Raw genomic sequence first — 15,952 nt, 5'->3', positions numbered from 1 at the left:
CTACTGGCGAACCTCTCCGGTCGCAAGCTGAGAACGGTGGATAGATGCCACAATGGCTTCAGTCGCGCGGTCGATATCGGCATCGGTCACAGTACGATCGCAGAAAATGCGAACGACCGATCGCGCAGTCTCTTCAGAAAATCCCATCGCTTCAAGGACATGGGAGATTCTGATCTGTCCGCTGGTGCAAGCCGATCCGGTCGACAGCGACACGTCACGCGCCAGCTGGGCGCAAAGGCTATCGCCATCGATGCCGTCGATCGCGATTGCGGCGCTGCCGGGCACCACCGCGTGATCGCCCGTGATCCGCGCAAACCGCAGTTGTCGGCTCGCCAGTCCTTCGAGCAACCGGCCGATCCGCGCCGTCGGCCCGGCGATTTCGCCTCGGGCGAGGTCGGCGATAGCCACACGGGCGGCTGCTCCGAAGCCTGCGATCAACGGAACCGGCTCGGTGCCCGGCCGGATGCCGGATTGCTGCCCACCGCCGCGCATCAGCGGGACGGGGGCCGGCATACCGGCGGCTACATACAGCGCACCCACGCCCATCGGGCCGTAGCATTTGTGGGCCGAGAGGCTGAGGTAGTCGACGTCGAGCGCGGCCACATCAATAGCAATTTTGCCTGCCGCCTGGGCCGCGTCGGTATGAACATAGGCCCCCACGCGATGGGCGAGGGCCGCTACCTCTTCTACCGGCTGGATCACCCCTGTCTCGTTATTGACGAGCATCACCGAGACCAGCAATACCGTCTCATCGAGCAACCCGCTCATCGCTTCGAGATCGAGGCGACCATGTCGGTCGACCGGCGCAATTCTGACCTCAAATCCCTCTGCGGCAAGGGCGGCTGCTGGCTCCAGCACCGCCTTATGTTCGATCGCCGAGACGACAATCCGCCTCCGCGCGGACTGAGATCGGGTCGCCGTGGCGACGCCGAGCAACGCGAGATTGTTCGCTTCGGTCGCCCCGGAGGTGAAGATGATTTCCGACGCGGTGGCTCCAATCAAACTGGCGACGTCGGCCCGTGCATCGGCGATGATTCGCGCGGCACGTTCGCCAGAAGCGTTCGGGGAGCCTGCGTTGCCGGGCTGTTCCCAGACGGCCAGCATCGCGGCGCGCGCTTCATCCGCCAGTGGAAGCGTGGCGAATCCATCGAGATAGATGGGCACCGACTGCATATCAGTCGCGCCCACGCGCAGCGGCGCGGTTCGTGCTATGACTGTGTGGCAAAGGAGCAGTGCGAGGCATGACCATCCCTGTAGATGACGCGGTGATATACGACCAGCGCTGCCAGGATTTTCGTTCTTTGAACGGCTTCCTGTGGCAGTCGCCTCTGATCATTATGACGTTAACCGGTGGCTTGTGGTTTGCCGTTGCAAGCTTCGATATGAGCACAGGTGCTCGCTCGATGCTGCTCATCTTTGCGGGGCTTGCCAATCTCATCATGATCGGCGCTTTGCTGCGGCTTCGTCTGGTCATGCAAAGCGTGCTCAACGATATTCGCAAGCTTGATAACCTCCACAAGATCAAGTTCGATTTCACGATCGTTATCCTGTTTTCGCTGCTTCTCTTGATGGCGGCGATCGGATCCTTTGTGGCAGGCGCCTGCCCTGCGAAATATTTTACCAAGGGCGCCGCATCGGGCCCGGTGCCACCGGCCCCGCGTGCCCCTCCAGGCGCGCCGGTCAAGGTACAGTGATGGCCCTCACCGACCCTCAAGACGCGGTCGATTATTACGATCAGGATGCGTCAGCCTTCGCGCGACGGTATGACAGCGTGACCTTCGACAGCGTCCATGCCGGCCTCACTGATTTGCTTCCAGCTGCGGGTGCCGCAGTGCTCGATGTCGGTGCTGGGAGCGGTCGCGATGCCCGGGCGCTCGCGGCACTGGGTTTCCGGGTGACCGCCGTCGAACCTTCTGCGGCCTTCCGGCAAATGGCCTGCACGGATGGCCGCATTGAATGGGTCGACGATCGCTTGCCCGATCTTTCGTCGCTGTGCGCCAAGGATCAATGCTTTGCCTTCATTCTGTGCTCAGCGGTGCTGATGCTTGTTCCGCGGCATGAATTAGCCCCGAGCTTCGCCACCATGGCCCGGCTGCTCGAGGCCGGCGGCATGCTGGCTATCAATCTTAGAAACCCGGTGGGCGGTGAGCCGGCGGAACTCGTGCACGCGCATAGTGACAATGACATTCTCACAGCGGCCGATGATGCGGGCCTGAGCCTTTTCCGTCAGAATTTCGCATCGGATGCCTTAGGCCGGCTGGAGCATCGCTGGCGGACCTTCGTATTTTCGCGAAGAACCCCGAGTGCGCCATAACTGATCCGAAGGTTACGTACTCCAGGAAGGAATAGTTAGGTTTGCCCGCGGCGGCCGTCTGAGCTTCTACCTCTTATTCTGGTAGATCGGCTTCGCGCAGCACGCGCATAACCTCGCGGAATACCCCTTCGAATGGCGGCAGATCGCTCATCTGCTGCTGCAATCGTCCAGTCCAGAGGGTACTCAGACGCTTCTCTTTCGCGGCGATCGCGGCGGTCACGCCGTTGGGCGTGCGTTCTCGAAGGATGAGCTTCTGGGCGAACTCGGCGAGATATTCCGCTGGTCGAATGTCACGCTCCTCGAGCAAATTCCAAAGGTCGTAGAGATCGCGCGGCTCGGTTCGCGCCTTGTCCGACAGTGCCGCCAACTTTTCGACGAATATCTCCGCCAGGCTATAGGCGAGCACCGTCGGGCCTTCAGGCAGGTCGGCAAATTCTTCGAAGGTCCGCAGGATCGGGCGTTCAGTCAGCGGAAAGCAGAACACCTCATTGATCGTGATATCGACTTTTACGTCGCTGCGCGCGGGTAGGGGGCCTTTGTAGCTCAGATAGAAGGTGTGGGTGTTCTGATGACCGTGCCGATCGGGCCGGTCATAGGTCATGTTGATTCCCGACGCCGCCTCGACGATCGCGAAGATCTGGTTCAGTCCTGATAGGATCTCGTCCAGTTCGATCGGCTTGATCAGCGAAAAATCGAGATCCTCGGAAAAGCGGTAATTCTCGAACCAGCAACGCCGCAATGCCGTCCCGCCCTTGAAGGCAAGAAATTCGCGTAAAGGATGCTGGGCCAGACCGGTCAGGAACCAGGCCAGGCAATAGTCGCGTTCGATCACCGCCTCGGGCACGCGGCGGCCGCGAGGCTTGAGAAGGCCGTTGGCGATACGGGAGAGATCGCGCTGGGGAATCATCAGCTGCTCCGGATTATATCGAGTTCATCGGGCTCGACGTTGAGTCGGATGCGCCAGCGGGCCAGCATCCTGCCCTCATTGGGAAACAGGGGATCAAGACGCTGATAGGTCGGCGTCAGCCGCGCGCGCAGCGGTGCCAATGCGGCTGCGTCGGCCAGTTCGTAAAATTCCAGCAGATAGCCCAGGCGGCGGATCACCGCGCCAACGCCGAGGCGAAGCGCGTATTCGATCATCAGTTCGACCCGCAGCGTGTCGCGCTTCATCCAGAGCCCCTTGGCAACCTCCGTGACGCCACCGACATATTGCGGACGGTCGAGACCATCGATGATGGTCCGCTCGGGGTCGCTGACCCTGACTTGCTCTTCGGATGTAATCCAGATCTCGGTCAGACCGAAGAAATCCTGCGGTTTGACGTCGACGAAGCGGAACTCATACCCATGGATGTGCTGCGGGCGCAGCCGTTTGGCGCAGGAGACGATGATGGCCAACTGCGGTTGGGTGACCATGCGGTGCAGCTCTAGGGCGCTGCCGTGGGAGATGAAGTAGTCCGCGTCGCCAACCAGCGTTCTTGCGATGAGGTAAGGATCGCTCACATGCTCGGTGTCGCGGCCCCGCTCGAATGGCACCAGATTGTAGAGACCAGGCTTTAGGCGCGTGACGATCCCGCGCGCTTCGGTGTTCGCGACGAGGCTACGTGCCGATGATGGGCTCAGACCTGTGATCGCGGTGACGTCCGCGAGCGAAAAAATCGGCTGACGGCGCTCGTTCAGTTCGACGATCAGCTGAGCGGCACGAGGCCCAAGCCTCTTAAGATTATATCCTTCGCGCAATCTGAGCCTCTCTGGGCGATGTATGGCGCGTTCGATATAACGGCAATTATATTATCTGGCAAGATTGTCGTGCTATGTGGGACGGTTCGCGCAGACAGTATACATCCGACAGGCCTGGGGTTGGGCTGTTCGCGGTTTATCAATTTTGATAAATGTTCGGCACAGGCGAACAAAAGTGGCGGTTCTTAAATCAGGAGCCGATTGATCCCCGGTCACCGAGACCGGCTGCGTTCCTGGGGCTTGGGCTCGCGACCTGGACGAGGGATGGGGGGCGTGGCTGGGCCACGGCCGCGGACTATATCCTGCCTGACGATCGGCGAGGCGTCCTTGACCATTGCCGGGCGAATGTTCCGTCCCGCCGCAATATGCGCATCGAGCTGCGTGCGGGCGACTGTCATCACCCGCGCGACCGCTTCGGGATTGTCGAACAAGGTCCGTCGGATCACCGCTTCCATCACGCGCATCTGGCTGTCGACCGCTCTATCATTCGGCGTGTTGCCACGATCGCCGCGCCGGGCATCGGGCCGTTCCAAACCATTGCCATCGCTCTGGCGGCTTATCCCGGTTGACCCACGGGCGACATCGACGTCACGGGCTGCCATGGGCGCGATCGTATTGCGGCTCGTCTCTCCGCGGAGCCGGTCGAGCTCCTGGAGATCGCGATCATTGGGCTTGTAGCCACGTACCTCCAGCCCCTTTTGACTGGCCTCGATCCAGACCGATCGCCGAAATTCTTCCGATCCCGTGACGTGAATCCGATCCCAATTGCGGTGTTGTGCGATCGCCACCAGATCCTTGACGACTTCCTGGCTCTCCGTCGCCGTGACTAGGCGCCGGCCCTGATCGCGAAACGCGGGATCCTTTGCTTGCGCCGTCGTGAAAAAGGCGGGTTCGCCCGACCATTTTGCCTTGTCGGCATAATAGCGCTTCCGCACGCTCTCCGGCACATCGCCCGCCTCGAGGGAATGCACCTTGGGCGCGCGGCGCGGCGCACCGACAGCCCCGGCATGATCAGGCGCTTCAGTGGGACCATCCTTCGATCCCCCAGGCGAGGACCTTTCCGGCGGAACCGACCCAGGCGCCCGCGCCTTGCGCCGTTCGGCGGCGTCGATGCCAACGCTGTTGGTAGTGGTCCGCGCCGTACCCGATTGCTTGCGATCACTCTCTGCCATGGTCATGCCTCTCGGTCACAAATGCTGGAGATTGGGCGCCGGCACCCACGGGCTCAAGAACGGCCCGGGCCGTCATCGCCGTGACAAAGGCAATAGCGGCCTGTTCGTCGCCGGGGGGTGGCAGATCCACCATGTCGCCGAGCACCAACATGTCATCGGTGATTTCGGCAAAGCCCGACAGTTCGTCATCGGTCAACGCGCGCGCGCTGGATTGCGCCTGCTCCGTTGCCGCAGTCTCTGGACCGTCGTTCAACAGAGCAGCCCGCTTCGCGCTAAGGGCCTGCGCCAACGGATCACTGCTGCTCGCCCCGCCTGCCAATTTGGCGGCGGACGACACGGCGTTGATCGCGATCGGACGCGGCGCGACCTTGGGTGGGTCACTGATCCGGTTCGTGAAGCGCTTCGAGCGGAAATACTCGATCTTGCGGCCCCTGACGGGCGGAATGCCACCGCGCATCAGCAGAAGGTCTCCCTTGGGCATCTGCATCAGTTCCTGGGGCATCATCAGCGCGCGCCGCTGGTCCGATTCCGACACGCTGCGGTTGGCGAGCAGGCCATGGATCGTCCGGCTTTTCGATTTGACGTTCATCGTGAAAAAACCGAGCCGCTCGGACAGTTCGTTGGCGACCTTCAGCTCCTTGGGTGTGAATACGATCTCCAGACCGCAGTTGGCGATGATCTCGTCGGTGACGTCCACGCCATAGATACTGCGGGGCTGGGACCGGCTCTGGATGACTGGCAACAGGCGAAGCCCGTAGCCTGCAACATAGGAAAAAGCCGATGCGATGACCGGCGCCTTGCCGAGGCGGGCGAATTCGTCGAGCAGAATGAGCACTGGCACGCGGCCGCCATTCTCAGGCAGTTCTCGCGTATTGAGATCGATCAGCTGCTGGAGGAAGAGGTTATAGACGGGCGCGATCCGGTCGATATTGTCGGGCGAGACCCCAAGATAGATCGATATCCGCTCGCGGCGGATTTGGCGCAGATCGAAATCGGTCTCTGACGTCGCGGCATCGACATAGGGATTGAGCCAGAGATTGAGCTTCGAGGTGATCGTCTGCTTGATGCCCGAAAATGTGTTGTCCGACGCGGAGGTGAAGTCACTCAGCGCCGACACACAGGCCTGGCTCAGCCGCTGGCCGCGGCGCTGGGCCTCTTCGACGACCTTCGGCAGTTCGACCTTCGGATCGCCCGTCGTCAGTCGCCGATAGATTTCGCCTATCGTGAAGGGGAGGGCGGGATTGGCCGCGACAAGGGCGCCGACGCCGACGAAGGCGGCTCGCGCCGCTTCCGCCCAGAACGGATCAGCCTTTTCCGTAGCCGGAAACAACATGCCGCCGATCTTCTGGAGTTCATTGATCACATCGGTGTCGTCGAGCCGGTCGATGAAGCTCAAGGGATTGTAGCGGGCGCTTCGCCCTTCGGGATCGAGCGGATCGAACAGATAAACCGCTTGGCCATGCCGTGCGCGAAAACCTGCGGTGATGTCCCAATTCTCGCGCTTCACATCGAGCACCACCACCGAGTCCGCCCAACTCAGAAGATTGGGGATCACCACGCCGACGCCCTTTCCGGCGCGCGTCGGCGCCTCGAGCAAGACATGTTCGGTGCCACCGAAAACCAGATAGCGGCCGCCTTTCTGCCCGACGATGATCCCGCTGTTGCTGCGCAGATGTTCGCGCCGGATCTCGCTTTCGCGCGCGAACCGTGCCTCGCCATGGAGCGTGCGCCCCCGCTTCAGGATGATGAGCAGGATGACGAAGGCGATGGCGCCGCTGACCAGCGCACCGCGCTCCAGCCACAGATGCAGCAGCGGGTCGCCGCGATAGTACCAGAGCCATCCGGGTATCGCCGAGACCTGCATGCGCGGGCCGATCTGGTTGAGGCCGACGAGCGCGACCAGCACCGCGCACAAGGCACATGCCAAAAAGGTTGCCGCGAGCATCCCCGCGACGATCGCGACCTTAGTGAGCGGTCGCGCGTCCGACAGGCGGGTCAAAATACACCTCCTCGACTTCGAATTTTCCGGCGCGCTTGCGGGTCTGGACGACGACGTCGACCAGCATGTGCAGCAGCCCACGGATATCGTCGCGGGCCAGATCGCGCCCGCCTTCGGACTCCTTCACCAGCAAGGTGAGCTGCTCGAAAGCGCCCATGGCCGAGCCGGCATGGACGGTTGTGATCGAGCCAGGGTGGCCCGAGTTCACGTTGCGCAGATAAAAGAAGGCAGTGCCGTCTCGTAGCTCCTGCAGAAGGATGCGATCGGGCCGCATGCGCAGCGCACTTTCGAGCAGCTGCTTGGGGCCGACTTTGGCCAGGCCCTGTCGCTCGCTCGAATAAACCATGTGCACGACATTGCGATGCTCGACGACGAGCTCGCGCGTATCCTCGATCGTGAGCAACCGCTCGTCGGGCGGGATCAACTGGATTAGCGCCTTGGCGAAAGTGGTCTTGCCGGAGCCGGTCGCGCCGCTCACCAGGATATTCTTGCGGGCGGCGACGGCGGTCCTGAAGAAAGCCGGCCAGTCGCCGGCGTCGCGCTGTGCCACCAATTGGGCATCGACCTCGCCAAGCCCAAGCGCCGCTGAACGGGTTCCCTTGAACAGGCCGGTCTGCGCGAGCTGATCGATCGCAAGGTTGACCCGGGACGGCTTACGCACCGTGAAGGACGGCGCCCCGTTCGGCGTCACCGAGGGTATGACGATCTGGCACCGCTCCCCGCCCGGCAAGATCGTCGAGCAGATCGGGGTCTCGGCATTGACGTCCTGCCGAGTGAAGCTTGCGGCCGCGACGGCCAGCGTCGCTAGCCAGTCGCTGTCGAGTTCGGCAACGCTATGCCAGTGCCAACCGCGATGATCCTCAATGCCGACTTCGCCGGGCTTGTTGATCACCAGCTCGGTGACCTCGACCGGTTCCAGCAGCGGCAGGATCGGCGCGAGATAATGGCGCAGGACGGCGGTATCGCTCATGGATCAGCGCCGCAGCTCGAGATTGTAAACGTCGGCGAAGTTGAAGTCCTTGGCCACGAAGATCCCGACCTCCTCGCCCTGGTTCTTTTTCAGCACCGGTCGGATGTTGATGCTGTTCTGGAGCGCGATGCTCGCCCCCTCGCTCGGGGTCCGGGTCGTATTATTGAAGTTGTTGCTGCCACCTGAAACGGACTGACCGGCGATATAAGCGGCGTCGTCGACCAGCGAGAGCAGCAACGCGCTACCGAAGCGCGCCCAGAAAAAGGTGTCCACGGACCCGGCGATGCCGGCGCGGCCAAGGGCGTCCGACCCCGGCGAAGCCAGGTCGATGCGCACGCCCTGCGGCGTGACGGCCCGCGTCCACAAAACGAACAGGCGGTTCTGCCCTTGCTGGATGCCGCCATGATATTCGCCGAGGACTTTGGTGCCCTTCTCCATGAGCACGACACGGCCATTCTCCGAATAGACGTCGCGCGGAATCAGGCACGAGGTATAACCGGGCTGCGCCGAATTCATCGCTGTCTGGAGGATGCACGGGATCAGCGTGCCGGCGGTGACGAGATAATTGCGGTTGGGCAGCATCGAGGCCCGTGCCTCGCCGACGGCCGAACTCTGTCGAAGCGCGTCGAGCGCATTGGGTGCGCCGCGGGCGGCCGTATCGTTTGCATCATCGCCGCCGTCCGGACTGGTGGTGCCGCTACCTGCGCCACTTCCACTCGCCGATGGCTGTAGCGCATCGCGCCCTCCATAGGCGATCAATGTCGATCGCCGTGCCTGGTCGGCCAGGTTCTGGCGCGTATTCTGCGTCGCGCCCGCCGGCGCTGCGCCCGGTTGCATGGCAGGAACGATCTGTCCGTCAGGGCCAACGACCTGCGTGCCAGCCGGAGGATTGATGACGGGTGCGTTGGGATCTGCGGCGAGCGCGCCAAGCGGCTTGGGTTTCGCCGCGACGGCATCATACGCGACGGTCTCGCGCGCTGCCAGATCGGGGCGTTTGGCCATCGACTCCGGTTTGCCCATCAGGCTGCCGGCATTGTTGGCGCTAGGCCCCGAGTTGACCCACAAGATGCCGAGAACCATCGCCGTTCCTGCGAAAATCAGGGCGGTATTCCGCTTTGCCGGTGTCATCCCGCCTATCGGATCGATGCCGCGCTCGCGAATGATTTCGTCGCGTTCAGGTGTTGGATCGCCTTGCGGGCGACGAGGGGCCTCGGCCGCAGACTCGTCCATCGCGCTCACTCCTTCGGGTCTTGTATGGTGCGTTCGACATGCGGCGACGCTGTGTTGGTGCCGTGATCGACGCCGTAGGGTGTCGGCGCGAGATTATAGATGCACAGCACCTCCCGATTCCGGCGCAGGCGCAGTTGAGCCGCCACGGCGTGGACGACCACGAACTCGTCCCGGACATCGAATGGGACCAATGTCTCCGAGCCGTCCGGGCGCACGAGATAAATCGCCGGGATTTCATGGTTGCCGGGAAAACGCAGGACCGTGAACTGGCCGTTGTCGGAGATCTCCGACGGCTGAAGATAGCTCGCACCCTGGACCTTGTAGTTCAGATTGCGCGGTCCATCGATGACGCCGTGGTCAAGGGCTCCCCGAACGGCGCTCGCCTGCAATGCTGCGACGCGCTGTGCTTCCTGCGTCGCGCGCATGCGAGCGGCACGATCAGCTTCATCGCGCGGGTAGCGAAACCGAACCTGGAAGAATGTATCGCGGCTCCCGCTGCCGATCGGTCCCCGGCGTGCGGTCAGTTCGAAGGCGTAGTTGCGCAGCTCACCCCCGCGATTGGTCGTGACGATAAGGTTCGTCGGTCCCGCCCGCTCACGGGGCTTCAGGAACAGAATGTGACCGGCAACCGCCACTTCCCAGGAGACGGTGTCGCCGAGCGCGACATGTTCAATCGTCTCGTCGGCGCCGAGCACGACCTGGGTCGCCGTCCGAAATGTGCCGACGATCCGGTAGACCTGGGTCTCCTGATACTCGACGAACTTCACACGTGGATCCGCCGGCCCGCCGCGCGGCGTGTCCTCCGCGAGCGCTGGTGTCGCTAAAATGGCGAGAAGGCCCGCTATGGGAAGAAGGCGGTTCACCGCACCACCTCGGGGTCCGCGCGGTAATTCTCGACCTGGAACCCCAGTGGGTTACGATAGCGGTCGCCCTCCGCCATCGGCGCATTCGTGTACCGGAAGGTGACAGTCGCGATCCAGTCGCTGCTCTGCGTGTCGGTATCGGTCTGGACTGTTCGCGTGAAGCGGACGTTGGCGACATGATCGTTGATGAAGGCGATATTGCGCACGCGGGCCTGGACGACCGCGCTCTTGCCCCACACGATCTGTGGGCTTGCGGCGTTGTTCGAGCTGAAAAACCGGCCCCAGCGTTGCTGCTCGCCTGGTTCGGACAGGATAGTGACGGCCCGGAAATTCTCTTCAGCCGCCGCCGGCAACCAGCTTTCCCGGGTCCGAACATATTGCGCGAGGAAGAATTTCGTGACCGCCTCGTCATAGCGCATCGGCTTCTGGGTGACGGTGGTCTGCACGTCGACGGCGCCCGTCGTCTGATTGACCCGAATGATGTACGGCATGACCGTCTTCAGCGGCGCAAGGCCCGCGAGTGCGAAACCCTCCGCGGTCGCGGCAAGCAGGCCCAGGCCGGCCACCATCCAGGCGATGCGTTCGGACCGTAACGATTTGCGCTGACGGTCCTGGTCCCAGGATCGGGCATGGCTGAAATAGAGTTCGGCGTCTTTGGCCGGCACGCCTTCGGTCTTATTCCGCATGATCAGCAACTTCCATAGGTGCTGGGAGCTGCTCGCGCCGATGTCTTCTCGGACAGGGGGACGGGCGGGGGCGGTGTGCCGCGATCAGCTGGTTGCTTGATCTGTGGCACGGGTGGTGGGGCAGGCGGCGCCACCACTGCGGGGATCGGCGAGCCCGGCAGAACGCTCCCATAGATGTTGACGTCGCGCAGGTGCTTGCCATTGCAGACGGGCAGCTTCTTCGGCCCGGATGCCCCTTGGGCGAGCGTCGGGAGCAGGGCGATGACGACTGCCGATCGTCGGAGCGCACGGACTATCGTGGACGGCCTCGTCATTGGTGTTCCTTCCTCATGCGCGGCTCACCGAACCGCCGCGCTGAGCGGCCCGTTCGAGATTGCGACTGTTGCGAGCGATACGGCGTTGCTGGAACGGTGCCGCCATGGACCCCCACGCAGAGCCGGCGAAGGCGCCGATGCCGGCGGACGCGCCCCCGGCAATGCCGGTCGCGATCGACGGGGCCTGAAAGAAGAAAATCGTTCCCAAGAAAATATAAACGGCGAACAGCACCGCACCCAAGGCGGCGTCTCCAACACCTTCGGATGCGGTAATCGCGGTAGCACCAAGGTCAGTGATCAAGGCCGTGATCGCGATGATCACTGCCATCAGTACAATGAAGTTGAAGGCCTGCCCGAGCCAGCCGTGAAATAGTCTTCGCGTGGTCTCGAAGAGCGAAAGGGCGATGAAGATCGGTCCGAGCGCGATGATGATGGCCAGCGCCACCTTCGCGAAAACGGTGATGGAGAAGCCGATCGCCGCAGATAGTCCTGCAAGCGCTTTAAGACCGAGGCTCAGGACGTACAAAACGAGCTTGTATGGGTTGATATCGCTGTAGGTTGCCGCCTCGGTCTCGATCCTCGCGATAATAACGTCACACTGGCTGAAATAGTCGTCGAACACGTTGCCAACGCTCGTGACGGTATGCCCCGCCAACGCCTGCGAGATCGCATCAGGCATGCCGTGAAACAGGGGATTAGTTACCCACTCCGTGTAGGCGACCGTGGTGGCCGCAACGTAGAGCAAACACAGTTTCACCATTCGGTAGACAAGCTCGCCCCACGGCTCGCTGACGATGCCGCGCATCACCATGTAGCCGAACAGCGCGATATAGATGACCAAACCAAGCGCGAGTGGGCCGCGCACAACCTCGATGACATTGTTCAAGCGCTCGTTGAGGAACATGTCGAGCTTGCCGTCGATGTTGGTGTAGAGAGTGGTGAAGAGCCCGTCGGCCATCTCATCTTTCCATCACGGTCAATGGGCCGGCGACAGCGAGCGCAGCTTTTGATCAAGCGTCTTCACACTCTCTGCGTTCGAGCATTCCTGTGCGTCGCGATGCGTGCCATCTGCGCACGCCTTCAGGACTTCCGCGAGCTCTTGGGGGTGGGCTTTGAGGTAATCCTTTCCGCGCGCAGGGGGTTGGCACGCGACCAGAAATGCCGGGACCAAAAGCGCGAATGCGTTGAAGATGGTTGCCTTCATTGATGTAGGCTCCCAAGCTTTCTTGCTAAGATTTGCTCGCTCTCCTGCTGCGATCGAATCCGCTGCTCCGCCTGCTGCCTCATTGTGAGAGCCTGAAGTTGCACTGCGTCGTTCTGGATATGAGCATTTTCCACGCCGACACGGGCTTGGATATCCATCACGTCCTTCGCGTCTGACGCGGTGTCGAGCGACGAGCGCAGTTCCTCGAGACCCGTCGTCCGCTGCGCGGTGACGCCATACGCTGCCTCGGCAATGGCCGCGTCGCGCGCCGCCATGTCACCATTTCGGGAGATGGAATCGCGGTTCGAGCGCTCGAAAGCCGTCGCATCCGGGCGCAGCTCGGGAAGCTCGATACGGTTGCTGCTACGGATCCGATCTGCGGCGGTCCCAAGGCTGCCGAGGCCCGTGGTGTCGGATGACATGAGGCGCTGAATATCGCGTGCTTCGCTCGGCAAGAGGTGGCGAACGGCATCGGTGTTCAGGGACGAGGCAATCTGATTGACGTTCGTCAGTTTGTTGACGCTGTTGTAGAGCTCGGTTGCCTGCGAAATCTGCTGTTTGCCCTGCTCGATCATCGATAGGGTGTTCTTCACCGTCGAGAGCGTCTGCAGGAAGGTGCTGGAATCATAAACCGGAATGCCTTGCGCGAATGCCGGCATGGACATTGCCAGTCCGCCGACAATCGCCAGCGCTTGAATTACCTTCATGACCTTATCCTTTCCTTCTGCTGGTGGCCCGACGGCGCTCGTGAAAGACGGGCAGCCAGTCGCTGGGATCGTCGCCATGTTCGCGGCGAACCTGATCGAGGATTCCAACGGTTTCGGTGGTGCCCGAGAGGACGGCCAGTTCGTCGGACAGGCCGCCGAGATCGAGTTCCACGACGATGGAATCGTGACCCTGCTTGACCAGGAAGCGCCGGCTTTCGGGGATCAGATCGTTTCTGATGAGCTTGAACTCGGCACGGGTAAGGCCAAGCCCGTCAATGTAATCGACCTCCCGGCCGTGGGGGTTGGGCAAAAGGATCTTGGTGGCGACCTGCTCCATGATGCTATGCGAGATGTCCGAGCGGAGCGCGTCGGCGGGGCTTTGCGTGCCGAAGACCAGAAAGGCGTTCTGCTTGCGGTAGGTTTTCAGGCCATCCTGCGCGAAGGCGCGGAAGGCATCATCGCCCAGCGCCTTCCAGAACTCGTCGATGTCGATTACGAGGCGACGGCCATCGAGCAGGGCATCGATCCGATGGAACATGTACATCATCAGCGGGGTGCGGATCTCGGGATTGTCGAGGAATTCCGTCATGTCGAAACCGATGAACCTGGCCTCGAGCGTCAACTCGTCCCGGTCATTGTCGAACACCCAGCCAAGCGCTCCGCCGCGCGACCATTTCTCAAGCCGCGCGCCGATACCTTCCGGATCGCGCTGCCCGAGCAACTGCCGGAGCGCGAGGATGGACCGCTCCTCCGGGGGAAGGCGTCCGATCGAGAGGATGCCCTCGTCAATCATCCGCTCCTGCGTGACGCCGAGTTGGCTCCCTGCGGGCGTTACGAGATGGCGGATCAGCCTGCCGAGGAAGACGATGTTGCCCGGGCTCTGCTCGAGCGCGCGGAGCGGTGCGAAGCCGGTCGGCACGCCGTTGCGCAGCGCCAGATACGTGCCACCGGATGAGCGCACATAGATCTCAGCGCCTCGGTCTTTATCGATGAAGATCTGCTGCGCGCCGGTTTTCTCGAGTTGCGCCATAAGGAAATTCTGGACGACAGTCTTGCCGCCTCCCGACGGACCGATGATCAGCGTATGACCGAGATCGTTCACATGAAAATTGAAGTAGAAAGGGGACTGAGCCGCGGTCTTCATCAACGCGATCGCAGCGCCCCAATGGTTGCCCTCCGCCTTGCCGGCAGGAAAGGTGTGGAAGGGGGAGAGGGCGGCGAAATTGCGTGACGTGATCGCCGCCGGCCGCGCACGCCACGCAAAGTTACCCGGAAGCTGCGACCAGAAAGCGGCTTCCAGCGCCGGGCCTTCCCGCGCCGAGACCAGACCGGCATCGGCAAGCGCTGCCCGCGCCGTTGAGAGATTCTCGGCCAGGCGTTTCTGATTTTCACCGAAGACCGCGAGCGAGAAATGATGCTCGCCCAGGACAAAGCGATTGCTCTGCAGATCGTCGGCCGCGTCCGCCAACTCAAGCGCCTGACTTGCAGCGGCATCCTCGGTCGATGCCATCTGGTTCTGGCGCCGCCGCAGGCGCTCGGAGGCCCGCGCCTTGCCCATGAACGCAAAGGACTGCGTGACGACGAACGCGAAGTCCTGGCTGAGCAGCGCGTTCATCTGGCCGGGTCGCGTCATGGCCGGATATTCGCGGATACCGAACAGACCGACGAAGCGGCTCGTATCATGCGCGCGCACCTCGACCGTCTCGCGGCCGAAGATCACGCGTTCCCCATAGATGGCGGAACCGAGATGGCCGCGGACCAGCGGCACTCTGCTGGCGCGGCCCATCATTACCAGCTCGAGCACCTCGAGCGGTTGGGAGAACATCAGGCCGTTATGCTCGTAGAGGTGCAGACGCCGAGGCCGGCAGCGTGCGAGGAGCTTCTCGATATCGCGCGCCTTATCCTCGAAGCGTGCGAGCTCATCCTCGTCCACCTCGGTCCCTTCCTTGCGTGCCGACGCCAGACGGCGAAGCAGCACGCCGGTGCGGTCGGCCGATCCCACGGACGGGCGCATGATCAGGGTGAGGTACAGTTCGTTGACAAACATCCGCTTGGCGGTGACGCGCGCACGATATTTTGCATCGAGGTCGGCCGCAAAAGCCGAGCGGAACTCGCCTTCGGGATAGTCCGTGATCGGCCGGCGAACGATGTGGGTCCAGATCGCGAGGCGGTCGTCGGCAATATTGCGCAGCGTACCGTTGAGCTTCTCGTGCCAGTCATTGAGATGGACAGGGTCGGCGGTTTCAAACGCCATGCCTTCGAGCTTGAACATCATCATGAGGTCGCGCCCATCGAGCGCGATGACGTTCTCGTCGATATGGCGCGCATAGGGCAGGTAACGCGCCGGGTCGGCCTCTTGTTTGAGGATCCGCCATGGCGTGCGGGCTGTCGCTCCGCTCAATGCGCTGGCCCGGCTAGCCACGTGCGAAGCCCGGGCGCTTCGCCCCGTCGATCGGCAGGGGAGAGTAGGAGCTGCCTCCCCACCAGCCGCGGTTGCGGCAGCGCGCCTTGGTCGTCGTCCAAAGCCACAACAGTCGAAACGCGTTGGCGTCGTGCCGGACAATGAGTCGGGCAATCGCCAGAAACGCACCGGCCAATGCGAAAGCGTAGAGCGGGTTGCCGGTGATGATGAGGGTCAGGCACGCTGCCAGCGCGATCGGCAGCGATGCCTCGATCGGTACGCCCAACCACATCGTTGGTCGGGTCACGGCCAGGAAGAGCGTCTCTTCCCTAAGCTTTTCGTCATCCATCGCGGC

General features: G+C 62.4%; 16 protein-coding genes. 2 read left to right on the top strand and 14 right to left on the bottom strand.

Annotated elements, in window-relative coordinates:
- Entirely contained in the window at nt 1-1,173 is a 1,173-nt protein-coding gene (locus tag F9288_RS21415; protein ID WP_174839277.1) for a cysteine desulfurase family protein, read from the bottom strand.
- A 68-nt stretch (nt 1,174-1,241) separates the two neighbouring features.
- On the opposite strand from F9288_RS21415, the gene F9288_RS21410 reads away from it, so the two are divergent.
- Both F9288_RS21410 and F9288_RS21405 read left to right on the top strand, forming a co-directional pair.
- Nucleotides 1,242-1,694: a hypothetical protein gene (locus F9288_RS21410; protein ID WP_174839276.1), complete on the top strand. Its 453-nt coding sequence runs from the start codon at nt 1,242-1,244 to the stop codon at nt 1,692-1,694.
- The gene (locus F9288_RS21405) at nt 1,694-2,314 is read left to right on the top strand and encodes a bifunctional 2-polyprenyl-6-hydroxyphenol methylase/3-demethylubiquinol 3-O-methyltransferase UbiG (RefSeq protein WP_174839275.1); all 621 of its coding nucleotides are present in this window, start codon (nt 1,694-1,696) and stop codon (nt 2,312-2,314) included. Before F9288_RS21410 ends, F9288_RS21405 begins: the two co-directional genes overlap by 1 nt.
- A gap of 73 nt (nt 2,315-2,387) precedes the next feature.
- On the opposite strand, the gene F9288_RS21400 is transcribed toward F9288_RS21405, so the two are convergent.
- From F9288_RS21400 to F9288_RS21340, 13 genes are all read right to left on the bottom strand, one after another.
- Nucleotides 2,388-3,221, bottom strand: a complete 834-nt coding sequence (locus tag F9288_RS21400; RefSeq protein ID WP_174839274.1) for a nucleotidyl transferase AbiEii/AbiGii toxin family protein — start codon at nt 3,219-3,221, stop codon at nt 2,388-2,390.
- Entirely contained in the window at nt 3,221-4,051 is an 831-nt protein-coding gene (locus F9288_RS21395; RefSeq protein WP_174839273.1) for a type IV toxin-antitoxin system AbiEi family antitoxin domain-containing protein, read from the bottom strand. The genes F9288_RS21400 and F9288_RS21395 overlap by 1 nt, the downstream gene beginning before the upstream one ends.
- Nucleotides 4,052-4,263: 212 nt before the next feature.
- On the bottom strand, nt 4,264-5,223 hold the full coding sequence (locus tag F9288_RS21390) for an LPD7 domain-containing protein (protein WP_254621243.1): 960 nt from the start codon (nt 5,221-5,223) through the stop codon (nt 4,264-4,266).
- Nucleotides 5,210-7,168, bottom strand: coding sequence for a type IV secretory system conjugative DNA transfer family protein (locus F9288_RS21385; RefSeq protein ID WP_254621251.1), 1,959 nt, complete (start codon nt 7,166-7,168; stop codon nt 5,210-5,212). The genes F9288_RS21390 and F9288_RS21385 overlap by 14 nt, the downstream gene beginning before the upstream one ends.
- Nucleotides 7,169-7,187: 19 nt before the next feature.
- Entirely contained in the window at nt 7,188-8,192 is a 1,005-nt protein-coding gene (gene virB11 / locus F9288_RS21380; protein WP_174839270.1) for a P-type DNA transfer ATPase VirB11, read from the bottom strand.
- 3 nt (nt 8,193-8,195) lie between these two features.
- A complete protein-coding gene (gene virB10 / locus F9288_RS21375; RefSeq protein WP_174839269.1) occupies nt 8,196-9,422 on the bottom strand; it encodes a type IV secretion system protein VirB10 in 1,227 nt (408 codons plus the stop codon).
- A 5-nt stretch (nt 9,423-9,427) separates the two neighbouring features.
- Nucleotides 9,428-10,267, bottom strand: coding sequence for a P-type conjugative transfer protein VirB9 (gene virB9, locus F9288_RS21370; protein ID WP_254621250.1), 840 nt, complete (start codon nt 10,265-10,267; stop codon nt 9,428-9,430).
- 14 nt (nt 10,268-10,281) lie between these two features.
- A complete protein-coding gene (locus tag F9288_RS21365) occupies nt 10,282-10,971 on the bottom strand; it encodes a virB8 family protein (RefSeq protein WP_174839347.1) in 690 nt (229 codons plus the stop codon).
- A 327-nt stretch (nt 10,972-11,298) separates the two neighbouring features.
- The gene (locus tag F9288_RS21360) at nt 11,299-12,243 is read right to left on the bottom strand and encodes a type IV secretion system protein (protein ID WP_174839267.1); all 945 of its coding nucleotides are present in this window, start codon (nt 12,241-12,243) and stop codon (nt 11,299-11,301) included.
- An 18-nt stretch (nt 12,244-12,261) separates the two neighbouring features.
- On the bottom strand, nt 12,262-12,489 hold the full coding sequence (locus F9288_RS21355) for an EexN family lipoprotein (protein WP_174839266.1): 228 nt from the start codon (nt 12,487-12,489) through the stop codon (nt 12,262-12,264).
- A complete protein-coding gene (locus tag F9288_RS21350) occupies nt 12,486-13,196 on the bottom strand; it encodes a type IV secretion system protein (RefSeq protein ID WP_174839265.1) in 711 nt (236 codons plus the stop codon). Before F9288_RS21350 ends, F9288_RS21355 begins: the two co-directional genes overlap by 4 nt.
- 4 nt (nt 13,197-13,200) lie before the next feature.
- Entirely contained in the window at nt 13,201-15,618 is a 2,418-nt protein-coding gene (locus tag F9288_RS21345; protein WP_174839264.1) for a VirB4 family type IV secretion/conjugal transfer ATPase, read from the bottom strand.
- Nucleotides 15,611-15,946, bottom strand: coding sequence for a type IV secretion system protein VirB3 (locus F9288_RS21340; protein ID WP_149524010.1), 336 nt, complete (start codon nt 15,944-15,946; stop codon nt 15,611-15,613). The genes F9288_RS21345 and F9288_RS21340 overlap by 8 nt, the downstream gene beginning before the upstream one ends.
- Nucleotides 15,947-15,952 lie beyond the last annotated feature (6 nt).

The sequence above is a fragment of the Sphingomonas sp. CL5.1 genome (genome assembly GCF_013344685.1).
Taxonomy (GTDB): domain Bacteria; phylum Pseudomonadota; class Alphaproteobacteria; order Sphingomonadales; family Sphingomonadaceae; genus Sphingomonas.
This window is presented reverse-complemented; position numbering and strand designations above follow the sequence as displayed.